Consider the following 14,417-nt stretch of genomic DNA (forward strand, 5'->3'; position numbering starts at 1 on the left):
GCCCCCCCTTTTTTCTCCCGCTGCTTTTTCGTGAACGTCATGATGAATTTGTTCTTGGTTATCAAAAATAAGGGGTTAAGGAAATTGTTTTCTATTTTTTGACAAATAGTTGCAACACCTATGTATAATGAGTACAATATTATGTAGTACGATAAAAACTAATGAACGTGGAGGCTTTTTTTATGGCAAACAAAGTAGCAGTGATTTTTACAGGTGGAACCATTTCAATGAAAGTAGACCCACGTCTGAAGGCCGCGATTCCTTCGATGTCAAGTGAGGATATCATGTCAATGGTCACGAATATTGATCAAGTGGCTGAACTTGATATTGTCGAATTTGGTAAACTTCCGGGTCCGCATATGACGCCGGAAAAAATGATGGAATTAAAAGAGGTCGTTGAATCTAAATTGTCACAAGAAGACATTGTGGGGGTTGTTGTGACACACGGAACGGATAATTTAGAGGAAACAGCGTTTCTTTTAGATGTGTGCATTGACTCTGAAAAACCAGTTGTTGTCGTCGGTGCGATGCGTAATGGATCAGAACTTGGTTATGATGGACCAAGTAATTTAGCAGCCGCTATTTGTACAGCCGTTCATCCTAATTCGCGAAAAAAAGGAGTTTTAGTTGTCCTAAATAACGAGGTGAATAGTGCTCGATCGGTAACTAAGACCCATACGATGAGCCTGGATACATTTAAATCGTTAGAGTTTGGTCCAATTGGGATTGTTGATCAAGATGATGTCATCTATTATCAGAAACAATCTACTCCAACGAAACATGTGAATACACATGCCATTGAAACGAATGTTCATTTATTGAAGGCTGTTTCAGGAATGGACAGTACACTTTTAAATTTCTTGGTCGACCAAGGAGCAAAAGGAATTGTCATTGAGGCGATGGGACGCGGAAATGTTCCCCCAATGATGATGGACGGAATCAAGCGCGCCCTGGCTTGTGATATTCCAGTTGTGATTGTTTCACGTTGTCCAATGGGGCGTGTGTTAGGATCATATGGTTATGAGGGTGGAGGTGCACAGTTAATCGAAGCTGGAGCTATTTTAGCAAGTAATTTAAATGGTCAAAAGGCTCGAATTCAACTGATGCTTATTCTGAGTGTGACTCAACAACATGATGAAATAAAATCATACTTTATGGATTAAAAAAAAGCAAAAGCGAGAAATCGCTTTTGCTTTTTTTATGATAATTCTTCAAGTAAATTTTGCTTAAATTCTAAAAGGACAGTCTCTTCTTGAACGAGCCATTGATCATAGGTGGAAATTTGTGAGGTAATATCACGTAAAGTTTCCGCCATAATAGATGTGACCTTAGTTAAATTATGTTCATATATACACTCTACATCATCAATTAAAATAATGGTATCTGCTAAAGTCTCAATTAATGTATCCATAATAAGTGGTGCTTTATCCTCAAACTGCGAGGATAATGTCTTTTTCAACCGTGTAATGGCAGGCGATGTTTGATAAATTTGTTCTAAGAAAGATAAAAACTTTTCAAAGTCATCGACACTATCTTGTGGTTCGATTTCAAATAAGATTTTGAAAAATAAATTCCAGTGAAACTCTTTATTCATGACCTCTCGAAAATAAGGCCCTATCAGTTGTGAGAAAGTTGAATGATAAACCGGTTCTCGTGAAAACACAATTGGAACGTTAAATTCAACCTTATCATTTGAAATTTCTGATAGACGTTCAAGCGCCTTAATTAAAGAATCACTAACTGTTTGGATCTCAAACATTCCATTTGGGAAAAACGTATACTTCATAATGGTTTGGCACGCCTTTTTGATGTTTACATTCATCCCTAATTGCTCTTTCAGTTGAGCCGCAAAAATATCATTGCACATTTTAGCCATCGCCTCTTCGAGATTACGACGTTGGTAATCCCCATCGGTTTGGCGTTGTTCAACATTTCGATAGATTGAGAGCAACTGTTTATCGAGTAACGCGAGGTTATTTTTAATCGAATGCATCATTTCAACGAGTAAATCGTCAACTAATAACACATTATAGTTTTTATAAATAATTTTATGTTCAATTTCACTCCAAAACAAGTTAACGAGCGATTTAATTTGCAACTCAAATGGCAAATCGTGATCGGTATCCGTGATCACTCCGTCAATTCTAAAAATTTTAAACCCGTTCTTTTGACGTTGAGGTTGTCGTTCATCGAGATAAAGCTTAATATGGGGATTATTTTCGTTATAATATCCCCCCTCTTTATTTCGCACATCGAAATGTTTTTTAAGGACTTTAAAAATCTCGCGTTCATCTTGTTCAAATCGGCATTCAATGCGAACGCCAATCAAATCCGATAATTGATAGATTAAATGTTTTGGATCATCAAACTTTTTATAGTACCCCTGGCGAAGAATCTTTTCCTTTAAACTATCATGTCCTTTGACACGTGTCGTAATATTTAAAAAATCCTTCGAATACAATTTCATAATTTCATTAAATTCTATTTTCAATAATTTTGAAATAACTTCAAAATGATCCCGCTTCTTATCTAATGTTAATAAAGCAGTATCGATATACTTTAATTCTGCTAATGGCACTTTTAAACTCCCCTTCTTCCCATAAAAATTGCCCTCATCTATTTTAACTTAAAATGCATTCGGATGCTAATGAAAAAAACGTATGAATTTCACATAAAAAGTCAGAAATTACGACCAACCTCCTTCAGTTTCAAAACCATAGGACGCGATTTCAAAAAAATAAGGACTCTTCGCAATATCTTTTGGGGTCACAAAATACCCGCCGTTACTATCTACATCGATGCCAATCTGATTAAAAACTTTCCACACAATATCGGCGCAATGGGTCGCCGATAAATCGGCTTTTCGAGCAAAAAGATGATAATCAATGCCTAAAAAAGGAGTGAAGTTTTGAGACATTAACCGATCCCGTTGACTAGCATCCTTTAATCGAAGAACTTTAACTGTCGGATAATAGTTCCACTTTTCTAATGGTTCAAGCGTGGAGCTTTCTCCGTAGCCTAGCGCCTCTAAAACAAGTCCCTCTTTCGCATCAATCACAACCCCAGCGTGTCCGTGACGGTAAAATAGCGTGTGATTAGATTTAGTGATTAAAATATCTCCTTCTTGAATATCCGTTAATTGGTGACAGATCACCTGCTGGTTTTTTTCATCCACACATCGCTCCTCAAGCGTTAATAAACCGACGGAGTAATCAGCGACCTGAACCGTCGGAATGCCAAGGGTTGATGGCGTGTAGGCTCCTTGCTCCACCCATAGGCTTAACCCACTCATAAGGAGAGTAAAAAGGACGGGTAATAAATAAGGCTTCACGTACGAACGCCCCCTATCATTGTCAGCATGTTGTTTTCTTAGTTATTGCACGCCTTTTTATTATAACATATTACCGCTTCGTGTCTGTTGATTTTGTTTACGAACGTATGTTTGACATCATGAATATCTGTTATGCGAACGTGTGTTTGTTAATGAGTTGAACCTCCTTCCTCTGTCACGAACGATCATTTGTTTTTTGGGTTCTGGGGAGGGAAAAGACCGGATTTTTTTGTGTTTAACGCTCACTGAGGGATAGTTTTTCACACACGAGGTGTGAACGAATGTTCGTTTAGCTGTTAGTGATGGTTCCCCCATTAATATGAATTGTTGTTCCCGACATATAAGATCCTTCAACTGAAGCGAGTAAAACATAAGCCCCCGCCAATTCAACAGGATGTCCCATACGCTTCATAGGAACGCTTGTTCCATGTTCGGCGACCTTTTTCGCATCGAAAGATGCAGGGATTAACGGGGTCCATATCGGCCCAGGTGCTACTGCATTGACGCGGATTCCTTGAGGTGCTAAATTCATCGCTAACGAGCGGGTGAATGCTGTTAATGCCCCTTTGGTGGATGAATAGTCTAATAGCATCTCATGGCCTTCATAGGCGGTAACAGAAGTCGTATTGATAATGCTATCTCCCGCTGTTAAATGGGGAATGACCTCACGTGTTAAATAAAAGGTTCCAAAATAATTCACATCGAATGTACGATGTAACTCTTCATCTTTTATTTGGGTAATATCAGCTTGGGGATATTGGACGGCAGCATTATTAACTAAAATATTAATTTTTCCAAACGTTGTTAATGTCTGATTAACAATGTCTTGCGCAAATGAGGCATTTGCCAAATCTCCTTGAATTAATAAGCATTGTCGGTTTAATTTTTCAATCTGTTCCTTCGTTTTTTTTGCATCCTCGGTTTCGTTATAATAAACAATGGCAAGGTCCGCCCCTTCTTTGGCAAAAGCAACAGCTACCGCGCGACCGATTCCTGAATCTCCACCAGTAATAATCGCTACTTTATCTTGTAGGCGGGCCTCCTTTTGATAGTCCGGATGCTCATAAATAGGTGCTGGATCCATGACAGACTCGATTCCTGGCTGTTGATGTTGAACTTGTGGCTTCGCCTTTTTAGGAAATGGTATCGACTGATTCATCACTAAAAACCCCTTTCGTAAAAACAATCAATGTTAGTGTGGCCGAATAAACAATTTTTATCAAAATTTTGTGATATTTTATTGATTCCTTGAAAAATCAGTAATATAGTAGTAAGTAGTCAGTTTTTAAAGGAGTCAAAGGAGCGAAAAAGATGAGAATTAGTTCATTTATTGGAATGCGAACATTTAAAACGGGAATTGCGGTTGTGATTACTGCCGCCCTTGGCCATACTTTTTTAGTAAGTAATGCTTTTTATGCAGTCATTGGGACGATTTTCGCATTGCAAAATACGATGAAAAGTTCGCTCGTTGCCGGAAAAAACCGTTTATTAGGAACGGTTCTAGGTGCAATCATTGGTTATTTATTTGCCCTTTTTCAGTTAAACTCTCCCCTCTTTGTTGGAATTGCGATGATTGTAACGATTGTTTGTTGTAATAGGAGTAAAATCAGTGCATCGATTATCATCGCCACCACGGTTTGCTTATCGATTATTATGGGAATTACCGCCGATCACGATCCGCTGGTGTACTCGTTATTAAGAACAACGGATACGTCGATTGGAATTATTGTTGGAATTGTGGTGAATTATGTCATTGCACAGCCTAACTACCTCGGGCGACTCACCTCAGAGATTGAAAAAATCGAATCTTTAACGCTTGAATTAGTAAAGAATATTTTAATTCATCAAGATTTAAATATGCAACCATTAAATTTAGAATTAAATCGCTTAAATGCAATTTATCATAATTATTGTGAAGATACAAAATTTCATAAGCATCCCGTTTCCCTTCAACAGTTAAAATGTTCGATTGATGCCTGTCACGATATTTATTTCCACGCGAAGTGTATTGCTAAACTCAATCATGAAGAAACAGAGATGACCTTTGAAAATAAGATGGAAATTATTGAGTTCTTTAATACGGGGTGCCAAAAATCTATCCAGTTAGAACAACCGATCGATCCTATTTTTGAGTATCATATTTATAAAATGTTAGCTCAGGTTGAACTATTAACTTTAACCATTCAAAATTTAAGCTTTCATTTAGGAACAGAAGAAAAAGAATAAGAAAAAAGCGACGCCTTTAAATAAAGAGCGATCGCTTTTTTATATGCCTGATAAACGAGGAAGCTTCTTTCTTAGGGAAAGTTGAGCGGGATTTGTCCGTAACGAGGGATCTCTCCCTTAATCTTCAACTTTTTCTTCAAGAATGGGAATCATGACCTCTGTTAAATACTCCTCTTCTCTCTCAATGACAAATTCATTTAATCCCCGCTCATAAGCGTATGCCCCTAACTGAAGATGATGTTCCTTTGCAAAGTGAAGCATCCGTTCATAAACAGCGGGAATCCCTTCCCACGTCCCCCGGTGATACCCACAAAGATAACGCCCCTTCGGTTTTCTTAATGAAGTAGAAGGGATCGTCTCTTCAAAGCATCTAAAAAAGAATCCTTCATGAGAATTAATCCCCTGTTGACGCACGCCATCTAATGAAATAACCGTTCCTATTCCTAATGGTAACTGCTCCATTGAAAAATGTTCCTTGATTTTTTTGAAAAATTCAGTGTCCTCCAATCCCTGACGCACCTCTAAAAGAACAATGGCGTCTTCTTGACAATCAACGATCTGAATCTTTTCCTCCACCGGGTGAAGACTTTTTTCTACTTGCTCTTTTTTTAACTGTAAGATCTCGCATTGACGCTGTAATTGCTTTATCTGTCTCGCCAACTCATCTAACTTTTCATCCGCCAACTTTAAAAAGTCTTGGGCATTGGGCTGCTGTAAATATGTGCGAATCTCATCTAAACTCAACCCTAATCCTTTGAGAAATTGAATATACTCGAAATGAACACTTTGGGTCGTGTCATAATAGCGGTACCCATTTTCACCTTTTTGTGTTGGGGAAAAAAGGCCGATGGTATCATAATAGTGCAAGGTCCGTTTATTCACCTGATGTAAATTTGAAAATTGTTGGACCGTTAGCAAATGGGATGGTTTCATTTTTTTATTTCCTCCTTGACCTTACAGTAACTGTAAACTTTATTATATAAAGTGTTCAAGATAAAAACAAGGAGGAAATCAGATGGACTTAAGCTTTAGACCGTATCAAGAAAGAGATTTTAAACCTTTAACGAGGATCATTCGACAAACTTGGCACTATGACCAGTTAACGGACTCAAAGACAGCCGGTAAAATGGCGGCCGTCTTTTTAAGAAGTTGTTTGGCTAATCAAACCTTTTCAATGGTTGCCTTATATAAAGGAACCCCGGTCGGAATCATTTTAGGTAAAAATTGTTTTACCCATCGGTGTTCTATTTATGAACGATTGCGACAGATTCAGGCCATTCTTCACCTTTATGCCTCACGAGAAGGACGCCAGGTAGCCCAATTATTTGGCAACGTAAGTACTGTTGATCAACAGTTACTAAAAGAATGTAAAAAAACGTATTCAGCTGAATTAGCGCTATTTGTGGTCGATTCGAGTTACCGAGGAATGGGACTTGGGCAACTGCTTTATCAAGCATTTTTAGATTACCTTCATCAAGAATACTTACACGACTTTTATTTATTTACGGATACAAGTTGCAATTTTGCCTTTTACGAACGGAAAGGGATGACGCGCCGTTGCGAGCTAAAAAAGAAGGTGACAATTAAAGAGGGCGTACACGACATGAATTTTTTCATTTATGATGCGACTCTTTCCAACTAACGTATAAGGACGCCAGTTTACCTTCTATCAAAAAAAGGGAACCGAAGTGAGATCCCCTTTTTTGATGCCTCATTATAAAATTGTATCTGTTAATTTAGTTAAAACATCGCGCAACTCACTTAAGACAGTAGGGTCGACTTCAACAATCCGCTCCCCTACTCGAATAAAGTATTCATCGTATAACTTACAGTGATAAACCTGTAACTCTACCCCATCTTTATCCGTATATTCAAATATGCTTTCCCCCATTTGAACACCTTCTCTCCTCAATGATTAAACAATCTTTAACTCAAATCGATTGATCACATAATCCTTTCCGCATCCATTCATCTGCATCGCAAAAAGGAGTGCCTCCTGCTTCGTTTTCCATGCTGAGTAGTGGCAAACCCTGATGTCCCGCTCGTTGACCACATAAAGACAGAGCCAATAATGGTTTGGAAGTTGAAGGACGCGTTCTAAATCATCGATATCAATCACCACATCCCCGTCTAAGTGTAACCTCACAATCGCCTGGGCTAATATATATTTATTGATGTCTATGTCCCCTTCATTCCATTTTTCCTCGATGCATTCAATAATGTCATTAATTTTTTTAATCAGTTCATGACCTTCTAACGTTAAATCAAGGACATAAGACGTAAATTCTGTCTCTAAATTGGAGTAAATATAAAATAACGCGTGGCGAACCTTCGTTAACTTGGCACATTCTCCTTCTAATTTATGATAAAGTTCCCCATTAATTAAAATAATTATATTATTGTTTTCAAGCAGTCCCTGACAATGCTCAATAATTTCATCGATTTCGGAGAGACACGTTCCAATATTTCTTTTAATACGCAACATTGTTTGACTAAGCATACACAAACACCCCCCTCTTCTATAATATATGACAAGCCCCCCTCGAATGAGAACCTAAAATGGCAACCGTTTCAGACGAAAAAAAGAAGATTCATTCTGTTTGGAATTGACATGCTTTGTTTTCTATGTTAAATTACTGTGTATTGAGGGAAACAAAATCACGATGAAACATCGGCCTTTCTCACTTTAGGGATCGGCGGTAAAGACCTAGTATGCGTCCGATGAAAATTGATTCTAAAGCGCCGCGTGGATAGGATACCGTAGATGTATAGTGACATGCCCCTGCTGACTTTTTTTAATTTGAATCGAAAGAGGTGGAAAGATGATTAACTTTTTTGACAAAGAAAATAAATTAACGGTCTATGTTGTGATGGACGCGTTGTCTTTACGTCAAAAAAGTAATCTTTCGATCTGATTCTTCCCATCAAGTGCCCCCTTTTGGGCATCACATGTGAAAAGGAATCCTAAGAATGAACTTTCTTGGGATTCCTTTTTTATTTTAAGGGAATCAGAACCTCAAGGGACAAGCGAACATCCTGTAAGAATCGTTATCTTTTAACCCAAAGGAGGAATTTTGATGTCCATGATTAAAATTGAAAATTTAACTTTCGCTTATCCAACGAGTGGCGATTATGTGTTTGAAAATCTTCATTTGCAAGTTGATACGGACTGGAAACTCGGTGTCATTGGGCGAAATGGTCGTGGAAAAACGACGTTGTTTCGGCTTTTACAAGGATTGGAGTCCTACACGGGAACCATTGTTCATTCTGTTTCTTTTGATTACTTTCCGATGAATGTGCCAGTTCCTCAACAATCGACGGAGGAGGTGTTACAACAGTTATGTCCGATGAGGGAAACATGGGAATTTATTTGTGAGTTTTCGCAACTGGATCTTTCAACTGATATTTTAGCGCGCCCGTTTCAGACGTTAAGTGGCGGGGAGCAAACAAAAGTTTTACTTGCCGCTCTTTTTTTAGGAGAAGGAAACTTTCTTTTAATTGATGAACCAACGAATCATTTAGATGCACATGGAAGATCGTGCGTCGCTGCCTATTTAAAACGTAAAAAAGGATTTATGCTTATTTCTCATGATCGGCATTTTCTAGATGCGTGTGTGGATCATATTCTTGCCCTAAATAAAGAAACCATTGAGTGTCAATCTGGAAACTTTTCATCGTGGTTTGTCAACTTTAATCACCAGCAAGAACAGGAACTTGAAAGGAATCAACAATTAAAAAAAGAGGTCCTGCGACTTCAACAGTCGATGCGCCAATCAGCCAATTGGTCCCATCAAAAAGAGGCGACGAAAATTGGACCGGTTGATAAAGGATTTGTCGGCCATAAGGCGGCTAAACTTATGAAGCGTTCCAAATCAATTGAGGCACGGCGTAAAAAGGCCATCGATGAAAAAGCGGCGCTTTTGAAAAATATAGAGAAACACGAACCTTTAAAGTTAGTTTCTTTACCCTATTCAGCTGGCCCTCTCCTATCACTATCCGATGTTAGTCTTTTCTATGATCACCGTCGTCTTTGTTTCCCCATTTCTTTTTCTCTTTCCGAGGGGGAGCGTCTATTCATTGAGGGGAAAAATGGTAGCGGGAAAAGTAGTTTGCTTCGTTGTATTCTTGACTCGTCGGTCTCTTACACCGGAACCATTAAACGATCTTCTCATCTTATCATTTCCTATGTGCCACAGACGACAGATCATTTAAATGGAACACTTCGCGCATTTATACAGGAGCACCAACTAGATGAAACACAATTTAAAACTATTTTGCGCAAGTTAGGCTTTGCTCGACAACAATTTGAAAAAAAGATAGAAAATTATTCTTCGGGTCAAAAGAAAAAGATATTAATTGCAAAAAGCCTCTGTGAAAAGGCCCATCTTTACATTTGGGATGAGCCTCTCAATTTTATTGATCTTTATGCACGAATACAAATTGAACAACTTATTCAAGAAGTTAAACCGACCATGATTGTCGTTGAACACGATCAGGCGTTTAAACAAACCCTTGCAACACGCGTGCTGACACTCGAAACAAACGCCTCGTTATTTAACACTGACCCTAGCTGCTAGGTGGCGTTCCTATTTGCAGTGTCTACGAAACATCGCAAACTAAGGATGTTGAACAAAATCAATACGCTTTTGGGAGAAAGAAGAAAGTATCCTTTTGAAAAGGTAATTTTCTCGTTTTACAGTAAGATATAAAAAAGTGGTCCTGAATTGGACCACTTTTTTTAGGCTACAATTTTTGCCCACAAAACGGACAATAGATAAAGGTTCCTTCTACAATTTCATGACAGGCCTGACAACGTCGCTTTCTTTTTTCAGGTGATTCAATGATTTCCTGATCCCAAAGCGTTAATTCAACCGCTTCTCCCGCTTCTAATAAACGACCTTTATCTAATGGGATATTTGCTACCATCTGACACGATGAACACCGGATAAAATAACGAATATTCCACTTAAAAATGGGTAAGAAAAAGAAATGAAATTGCTGATAACACTTCATTAACGTAAATCGTTCCGTTTGTCGGCAAGACTTACACATCATCGGAGGTAATTCTTTAATTTCACTCATCTTTTGATTGATTCCAAACACACCAATAAAAAACATGGTTTTCACTCCTCATCTTTCTAGCACTTATTGATCATTTTCAAATCTATCTTATTATCGTTGACCAAGACACGTTCATGATATCCATGAAAAATGGGGTAGGATTTTCCTACCCCATTTTATAGTCCAAAACAGATGTCGACTTTTTCTTTGGCTTATGTGCGAACTGATTGGGGTCAGATTCTGAGTCATTGAAGCCGCTTAAACCAATTGATTAATCCATTTTTTCGATTTCACTCGAACAATTCCTAAAAGGACTTTAACGACTTCCTCGAATTGAACAATCATTGCAACGACAATGAGTGGAGCATGGAAGTACTTGACAGCAATAAAGGTTCCAAGGACACCGACGCTCCATAGAATTCCCAGTTCAAGAAGCATGGCGTATTTTGTGTCACCACCTGCCCGAAAAATTCCGACGATGTTAATAATATTGATAAATCTAAAGGTTAAGCCTATCGCAAAGATAATTAATACATAGGCCATTGTTTCCAATGTCGAGAAATCAAAATCGCGATATAAGCGAAGCATCACAGGAATGCACATGACAAGTAAAATTCCTGATAAAACTCCGAGTACGACTCCAATTTTCAAAAAGAGGATCGCTTCTTTATACGTTTTTTCTTTTTCACCGGCACCTAGTTTTTTCCCAAGCATAACCGTTGAAGCATTTCCGACCCCTATTGCGGCGATGAAGAAAATATTAAAAATTGAGTTGACGATGTTCATAATTGAAATCGCCTCAACGTTAATCATTCCGTAAATCACCATATATGCGGTCGTTCCAAGCCCCCAGAAACACTCGTTAATCACAACAGGTAAGCTCGTTACCATCAATTTATTAATGAGCGATCGGTCAAACGAAAGTAAAACCGATAACTTAGGGTTCATGGTATCGGTCTTTAGATAAGCAAATCCAAGAACTAAAATAAACTCGACGACCCTTGAAACAAGCGTTGCAATGGCTGCTCCGACCACGCCAAGCGCAGGACAGCCAAAGAGTCCGAAAATTAAGACTATATTTAAAACTGTATTAAGGGTCAAGGCAATGACCGAGGCAATCATCGAAAATTTCGGTTTTTCTACGGCCCGCAACCCCATGCTATAACCGAATGATAAAATCATAAACGGATAACTTAACGCTGCAATCTTTAAGTATTTTGCCCCTAACACCATAACGGTCTGGTCATTAGTAAAAATACGAATAATTTGTTCCGGAATAAATAAAGCCATCCCTGTAAATAAAACAGCTAGACCCATTCCGAGCACGAGCGTAAACCCGAGTAGACGATGAATATTACGTAGGTCCTTTTTCCCCCAATACTGGGCGAAGTAAACCATTCCCCCGCTATATATTCCAAACATCACCATATTCAATAAAAAATAATATTGATTGGATACCCCAACAGCGGCAACCGCATCCACCCCAACACGACCTACCATTAAGGTATCTACCATGTTTAGACTTGAGGTTACTAACTGCTGTAAGGCAATTGGCAATGCAATGATCCATAAATCCCTATAAAAGGAGGCATGTTGCCTATAATGTTTCATTAACTTCATTTCATTACATCCTTTCCCTAACGACAAACATCAATAAAAAAAGAGGAAGAATCGACATTCTTCCTCTTTCAACTATATCAAATCAAAAAAACGGTGTCAATCCTTCCCCGTAAGTTTTATCTCCTCTCCAAGTACCTCTTGACGACGACTTAATTGCTTGAGAGAAAGACAGGAAAATTCCCTTGGCTCCATTTTAACAAGAAGTTTAGTCTCATTTACAAATTGAGTTTCTACCCGCTTCTGATCGATAAACAATTGAGAATCAATGTTAAAGCCGGTTCCCTCAACAACTAACCCCTCGTCAGTAAAGGAATAGCCACTGATATGCTGTTCATTTAACCCAAATACCATCGGTTGTTCAGGTGATAAATCAAAGGATGGAGTTAAATAACCCTTTCCTTCTAATAGGTCATATTGTGCGAGTCTTAATACCTCGCGATAAGCAGTGTCATGACAATAACTTTCATGCACCTGTTGAATGATAGATAAGGGACAGTTTAAACTATTCATTAACCATGTTCCAACATCATAACAATTTAAAGGTGGCAACGGATTTAAATCAAAACTTGGATGGAAATGAGCAGCAAAATAATCCACTTCAAAGGGATCCTTTGAATAGTATGTTTCATCCGTTAAAATCGGTAAATTAGGCAGATGATCAGAGAACATAAACAATACTGTTTCCCTCTTAGAGGCAGCTAAATCATCCATTAAACGGTTTAACTGAAGATCGAGTTGATAAAGACGCGTCACATAATTTTGTAAAGTTTGTCTAACTGGCTCTTCAAGATCTCCAAACACCTCTATAGGAGAAAGGTGGTCTGGAAGTTTTTCATCATACGGTTGATGGGTTCCTGCTGTAATTCCATAGATAAACGCTGGTTCATCGTGTTTCAACGTCTTGATAATATAATCCATGACCCATTGGTCATTCATTTGTGCTAAATCGTGTGGCGTAGCAACCCCACTCATGTATTCAATCGGGATATAGCGTGAAAACCCTAACTTCTCATAAGCTAAATGACGGTTATAAAAATTCCCCTCATAGTTATGAATTAAGGTTGAAACATATCCCTGACGTTTAAGCTGTGTGGCAAGTGATTCCACCGACTTTTTCCTAAGAACAGACAAATGTGGGATCTCCCCGGGCTTTAAAAGTTCGGCACTCATAGAAGTTAAAACGGAAAATTCAGTTTTAGCTGTTCCTCCCCCAAAGGTTTGAACTTGCATCTTTTGGCTTTGATTCGCTCGTTTCAATCGCCGAAACGTCGGAATTGGATCTTGACTAAATGAGACCCCTTCTAATAAGAGCGGATCAAAAAATGATTCTAACTGTAAAAAAATAATATCGGGTTTGATCGCGTGACTGTTCACCTTTACTGTCTGATTCATTCCTTTTAAGATATGCTTCATCGTCGCTTCACTATATGCGGTTGGTTTTCGATTTAAATAAGGATATAACGAATTCATCATTGCATAAGCAAATCCCATCGCCGCATATTCCTCTGACGAAGGATGGCAAAGACGTTTTTTTTCCAACCGATTTATACCCCATATTGAAAAAACCAAATAAAACAACGCAAAAAATGCACAACCACTATGAATAGACGTTTGAAACGTAAACACATAACCTCCAGCAAACATTAAACCAATCATCGCAATCAGAATCGATCCAATTACGGGTGGAGTAAAGTAGTGGGAAGAAAGACTCAGCCCCTCCTTAATTAAAAAAATATCTGAAAACATCAAGGCATAACCACGAAGAAAGGTCACGATGGCATTAACGATCGATAAAAATAACCAAAAAAAGATGACACAACTTAAAAAGAAAAGTTTTCGTGACATGAAAAAAACAGGGACTAACGTCGCCGATACAATGAGCAAATTAATTAGCGCGTATCGAGGACTCCGCTTGACAAAACAAAAGGCTTTGCGTACGGATTGAAATCGAATGATTTCCATTATTAAAGTTAACAAAGTAGAGAGAATCAACCATTCGATTAAATCTTTCACCCTAACTACCTCCTACTTGACCATTTAACATAGATTTTAACGTTACCATATAATAGCTTATCTTTCAACACCTCTTACATATTTCCTACAATAAATCACAAAAAAAGCCGGTAATCTTCCCCTAAAGGAAGAGTGAACGGCTTTCATTCAGAAAACTTCCTTCCTT

General features: G+C 38.3%; 13 protein-coding genes. 4 read left to right on the top strand and 9 right to left on the bottom strand.

All coding sequences use genetic code 11. The features are described 5' to 3' along the window. Nucleotides 1–182: 182 nt before the first annotated feature. Nucleotides 183–1,163, top strand: a complete 981-nt coding sequence (locus AC6I0I_RS05755) for an asparaginase (RefSeq protein WP_161832041.1) — start codon at nucleotides 183–185, stop codon at nucleotides 1,161–1,163. A 35-nt stretch (nucleotides 1,164–1,198) separates the two neighbouring features. Here the strand turns inward: AC6I0I_RS05755 and AC6I0I_RS05760 are convergent, their stop codons facing one another. The 3 genes from AC6I0I_RS05760 to AC6I0I_RS05770 all read right to left on the bottom strand — a co-directional run bounded on the left by AC6I0I_RS05760 (nucleotide 1,199) and on the right by AC6I0I_RS05770 (nucleotide 4,490). Then, nucleotides 1,199–2,578, bottom strand: a complete 1,380-nt coding sequence (locus tag AC6I0I_RS05760) for a GTP pyrophosphokinase (protein ID WP_262953415.1) — start codon at nucleotides 2,576–2,578, stop codon at nucleotides 1,199–1,201. 108 nt (nucleotides 2,579–2,686) lie between these two features. Further along, the gene (locus AC6I0I_RS05765; protein ID WP_262953416.1) at nucleotides 2,687–3,331 is read right to left on the bottom strand and encodes a YiiX/YebB-like N1pC/P60 family cysteine hydrolase; all 645 of its coding nucleotides are present in this window, start codon (nucleotides 3,329–3,331) and stop codon (nucleotides 2,687–2,689) included. Nucleotides 3,332–3,620: 289 nt separating this feature from the next. Next, nucleotides 3,621–4,490 (bottom strand): SDR family oxidoreductase, encoded by an 870-nt coding sequence (locus tag AC6I0I_RS05770; RefSeq protein ID WP_161832043.1) that lies wholly within the window; start codon nucleotides 4,488–4,490, stop codon nucleotides 3,621–3,623. 152 nt (nucleotides 4,491–4,642) lie between these two features. Between AC6I0I_RS05770 and AC6I0I_RS05775 the strand changes: the two genes are divergently transcribed. Next, on the top strand, nucleotides 4,643–5,557 hold the full coding sequence (locus AC6I0I_RS05775) for an FUSC family protein (RefSeq protein WP_161832044.1): 915 nt from the start codon (nucleotides 4,643–4,645) through the stop codon (nucleotides 5,555–5,557). A 117-nt stretch (nucleotides 5,558–5,674) separates the two neighbouring features. Here the strand turns inward: AC6I0I_RS05775 and AC6I0I_RS05780 are convergent, their stop codons facing one another. After that, nucleotides 5,675–6,490 (bottom strand): MerR family transcriptional regulator, encoded by an 816-nt coding sequence (locus AC6I0I_RS05780; RefSeq protein WP_262953417.1) that lies wholly within the window; start codon nucleotides 6,488–6,490, stop codon nucleotides 5,675–5,677. Nucleotides 6,491–6,572: 82 nt separating this feature from the next. On the opposite strand from AC6I0I_RS05780, the gene AC6I0I_RS05785 reads away from it, so the two are divergent. Further along, the gene (locus AC6I0I_RS05785) at nucleotides 6,573–7,199 is read left to right on the top strand and encodes a GNAT family N-acetyltransferase (RefSeq protein WP_161832046.1); all 627 of its coding nucleotides are present in this window, start codon (nucleotides 6,573–6,575) and stop codon (nucleotides 7,197–7,199) included. 72 nt (nucleotides 7,200–7,271) lie between these two features. Here the strand turns inward: AC6I0I_RS05785 and AC6I0I_RS05790 are convergent, their stop codons facing one another. Beyond that, nucleotides 7,272–7,448, bottom strand: a complete 177-nt coding sequence (locus tag AC6I0I_RS05790) for a hypothetical protein (RefSeq protein WP_161832047.1) — start codon at nucleotides 7,446–7,448, stop codon at nucleotides 7,272–7,274. Between the two features lie 24 nt (nucleotides 7,449–7,472). Beyond that, nucleotides 7,473–8,057 carry a hypothetical protein gene (locus tag AC6I0I_RS05795; RefSeq protein ID WP_161832048.1) on the bottom strand — a complete coding sequence of 195 codons (585 nt, stop codon included), beginning with the start codon at nucleotides 8,055–8,057 and terminating at the stop codon, nucleotides 7,473–7,475. 583 nt (nucleotides 8,058–8,640) lie between these two features. Between AC6I0I_RS05795 and abc-f the strand changes: the two genes are divergently transcribed. Further along, nucleotides 8,641–10,134: a ribosomal protection-like ABC-F family protein gene (gene abc-f, locus AC6I0I_RS05800; protein WP_411040332.1), complete on the top strand. Its 1,494-nt coding sequence runs from the start codon at nucleotides 8,641–8,643 to the stop codon at nucleotides 10,132–10,134. Nucleotides 10,135–10,300: 166 nt separating this feature from the next. On the opposite strand, the gene AC6I0I_RS05805 is transcribed toward abc-f, so the two are convergent. From AC6I0I_RS05805 to AC6I0I_RS05815, 3 genes are all read right to left on the bottom strand, one after another. Next, on the bottom strand, nucleotides 10,301–10,675 hold the full coding sequence (locus AC6I0I_RS05805) for a zinc ribbon domain-containing protein (protein WP_161832050.1): 375 nt from the start codon (nucleotides 10,673–10,675) through the stop codon (nucleotides 10,301–10,303). Nucleotides 10,676–10,876: 201 nt separating this feature from the next. Beyond that, on the bottom strand, nucleotides 10,877–12,238 hold the full coding sequence (locus AC6I0I_RS05810) for an MATE family efflux transporter (RefSeq protein ID WP_262953418.1): 1,362 nt from the start codon (nucleotides 12,236–12,238) through the stop codon (nucleotides 10,877–10,879). Nucleotides 12,239–12,334: 96 nt separating this feature from the next. Further along, nucleotides 12,335–14,251 (bottom strand): LTA synthase family protein, encoded by a 1,917-nt coding sequence (locus AC6I0I_RS05815; RefSeq protein ID WP_262953419.1) that lies wholly within the window; start codon nucleotides 14,249–14,251, stop codon nucleotides 12,335–12,337. Nucleotides 14,252–14,417: the final 166 nt, after the last annotated feature.

The organism is Turicibacter sp. St.80E1 (genome assembly GCF_059728495.1).

Coding starts and splice junctions, on each gene's coding strand:
- AC6I0I_RS05755 (WP_161832041.1), top strand. CDS start 183: ATGGCAAACAAAGTAGCAGTGATTTTTACAGGTGGAACCATTTCAATG.
- AC6I0I_RS05770 (WP_161832043.1), bottom strand. CDS start 4,490: ATGAATCAGTCGATACCATTTCCTAAAAAGGCGAAGCCACAAGTTCAA.
- AC6I0I_RS05775 (WP_161832044.1), top strand. CDS start 4,643: ATGAGAATTAGTTCATTTATTGGAATGCGAACATTTAAAACGGGAATT.
- AC6I0I_RS05780 (WP_262953417.1), bottom strand. CDS start 6,490: ATGAAACCATCCCATTTGCTAACGGTCCAACAATTTTCAAATTTACAT.
- AC6I0I_RS05785 (WP_161832046.1), top strand. CDS start 6,573: ATGGACTTAAGCTTTAGACCGTATCAAGAAAGAGATTTTAAACCTTTA.
- AC6I0I_RS05790 (WP_161832047.1), bottom strand. CDS start 7,448: ATGGGGGAAAGCATATTTGAATATACGGATAAAGATGGGGTAGAGTTA.
- AC6I0I_RS05795 (WP_161832048.1), bottom strand. CDS start 8,057: ATGCTTAGTCAAACAATGTTGCGTATTAAAAGAAATATTGGAACGTGT.
- abc-f (WP_411040332.1), top strand. CDS start 8,641: ATGATTAAAATTGAAAATTTAACTTTCGCTTATCCAACGAGTGGCGAT.
- AC6I0I_RS05805 (WP_161832050.1), bottom strand. CDS start 10,675: ATGTTTTTTATTGGTGTGTTTGGAATCAATCAAAAGATGAGTGAAATT.
- AC6I0I_RS05810 (WP_262953418.1), bottom strand. CDS start 12,238: ATGAAGTTAATGAAACATTATAGGCAACATGCCTCCTTTTATAGGGAT.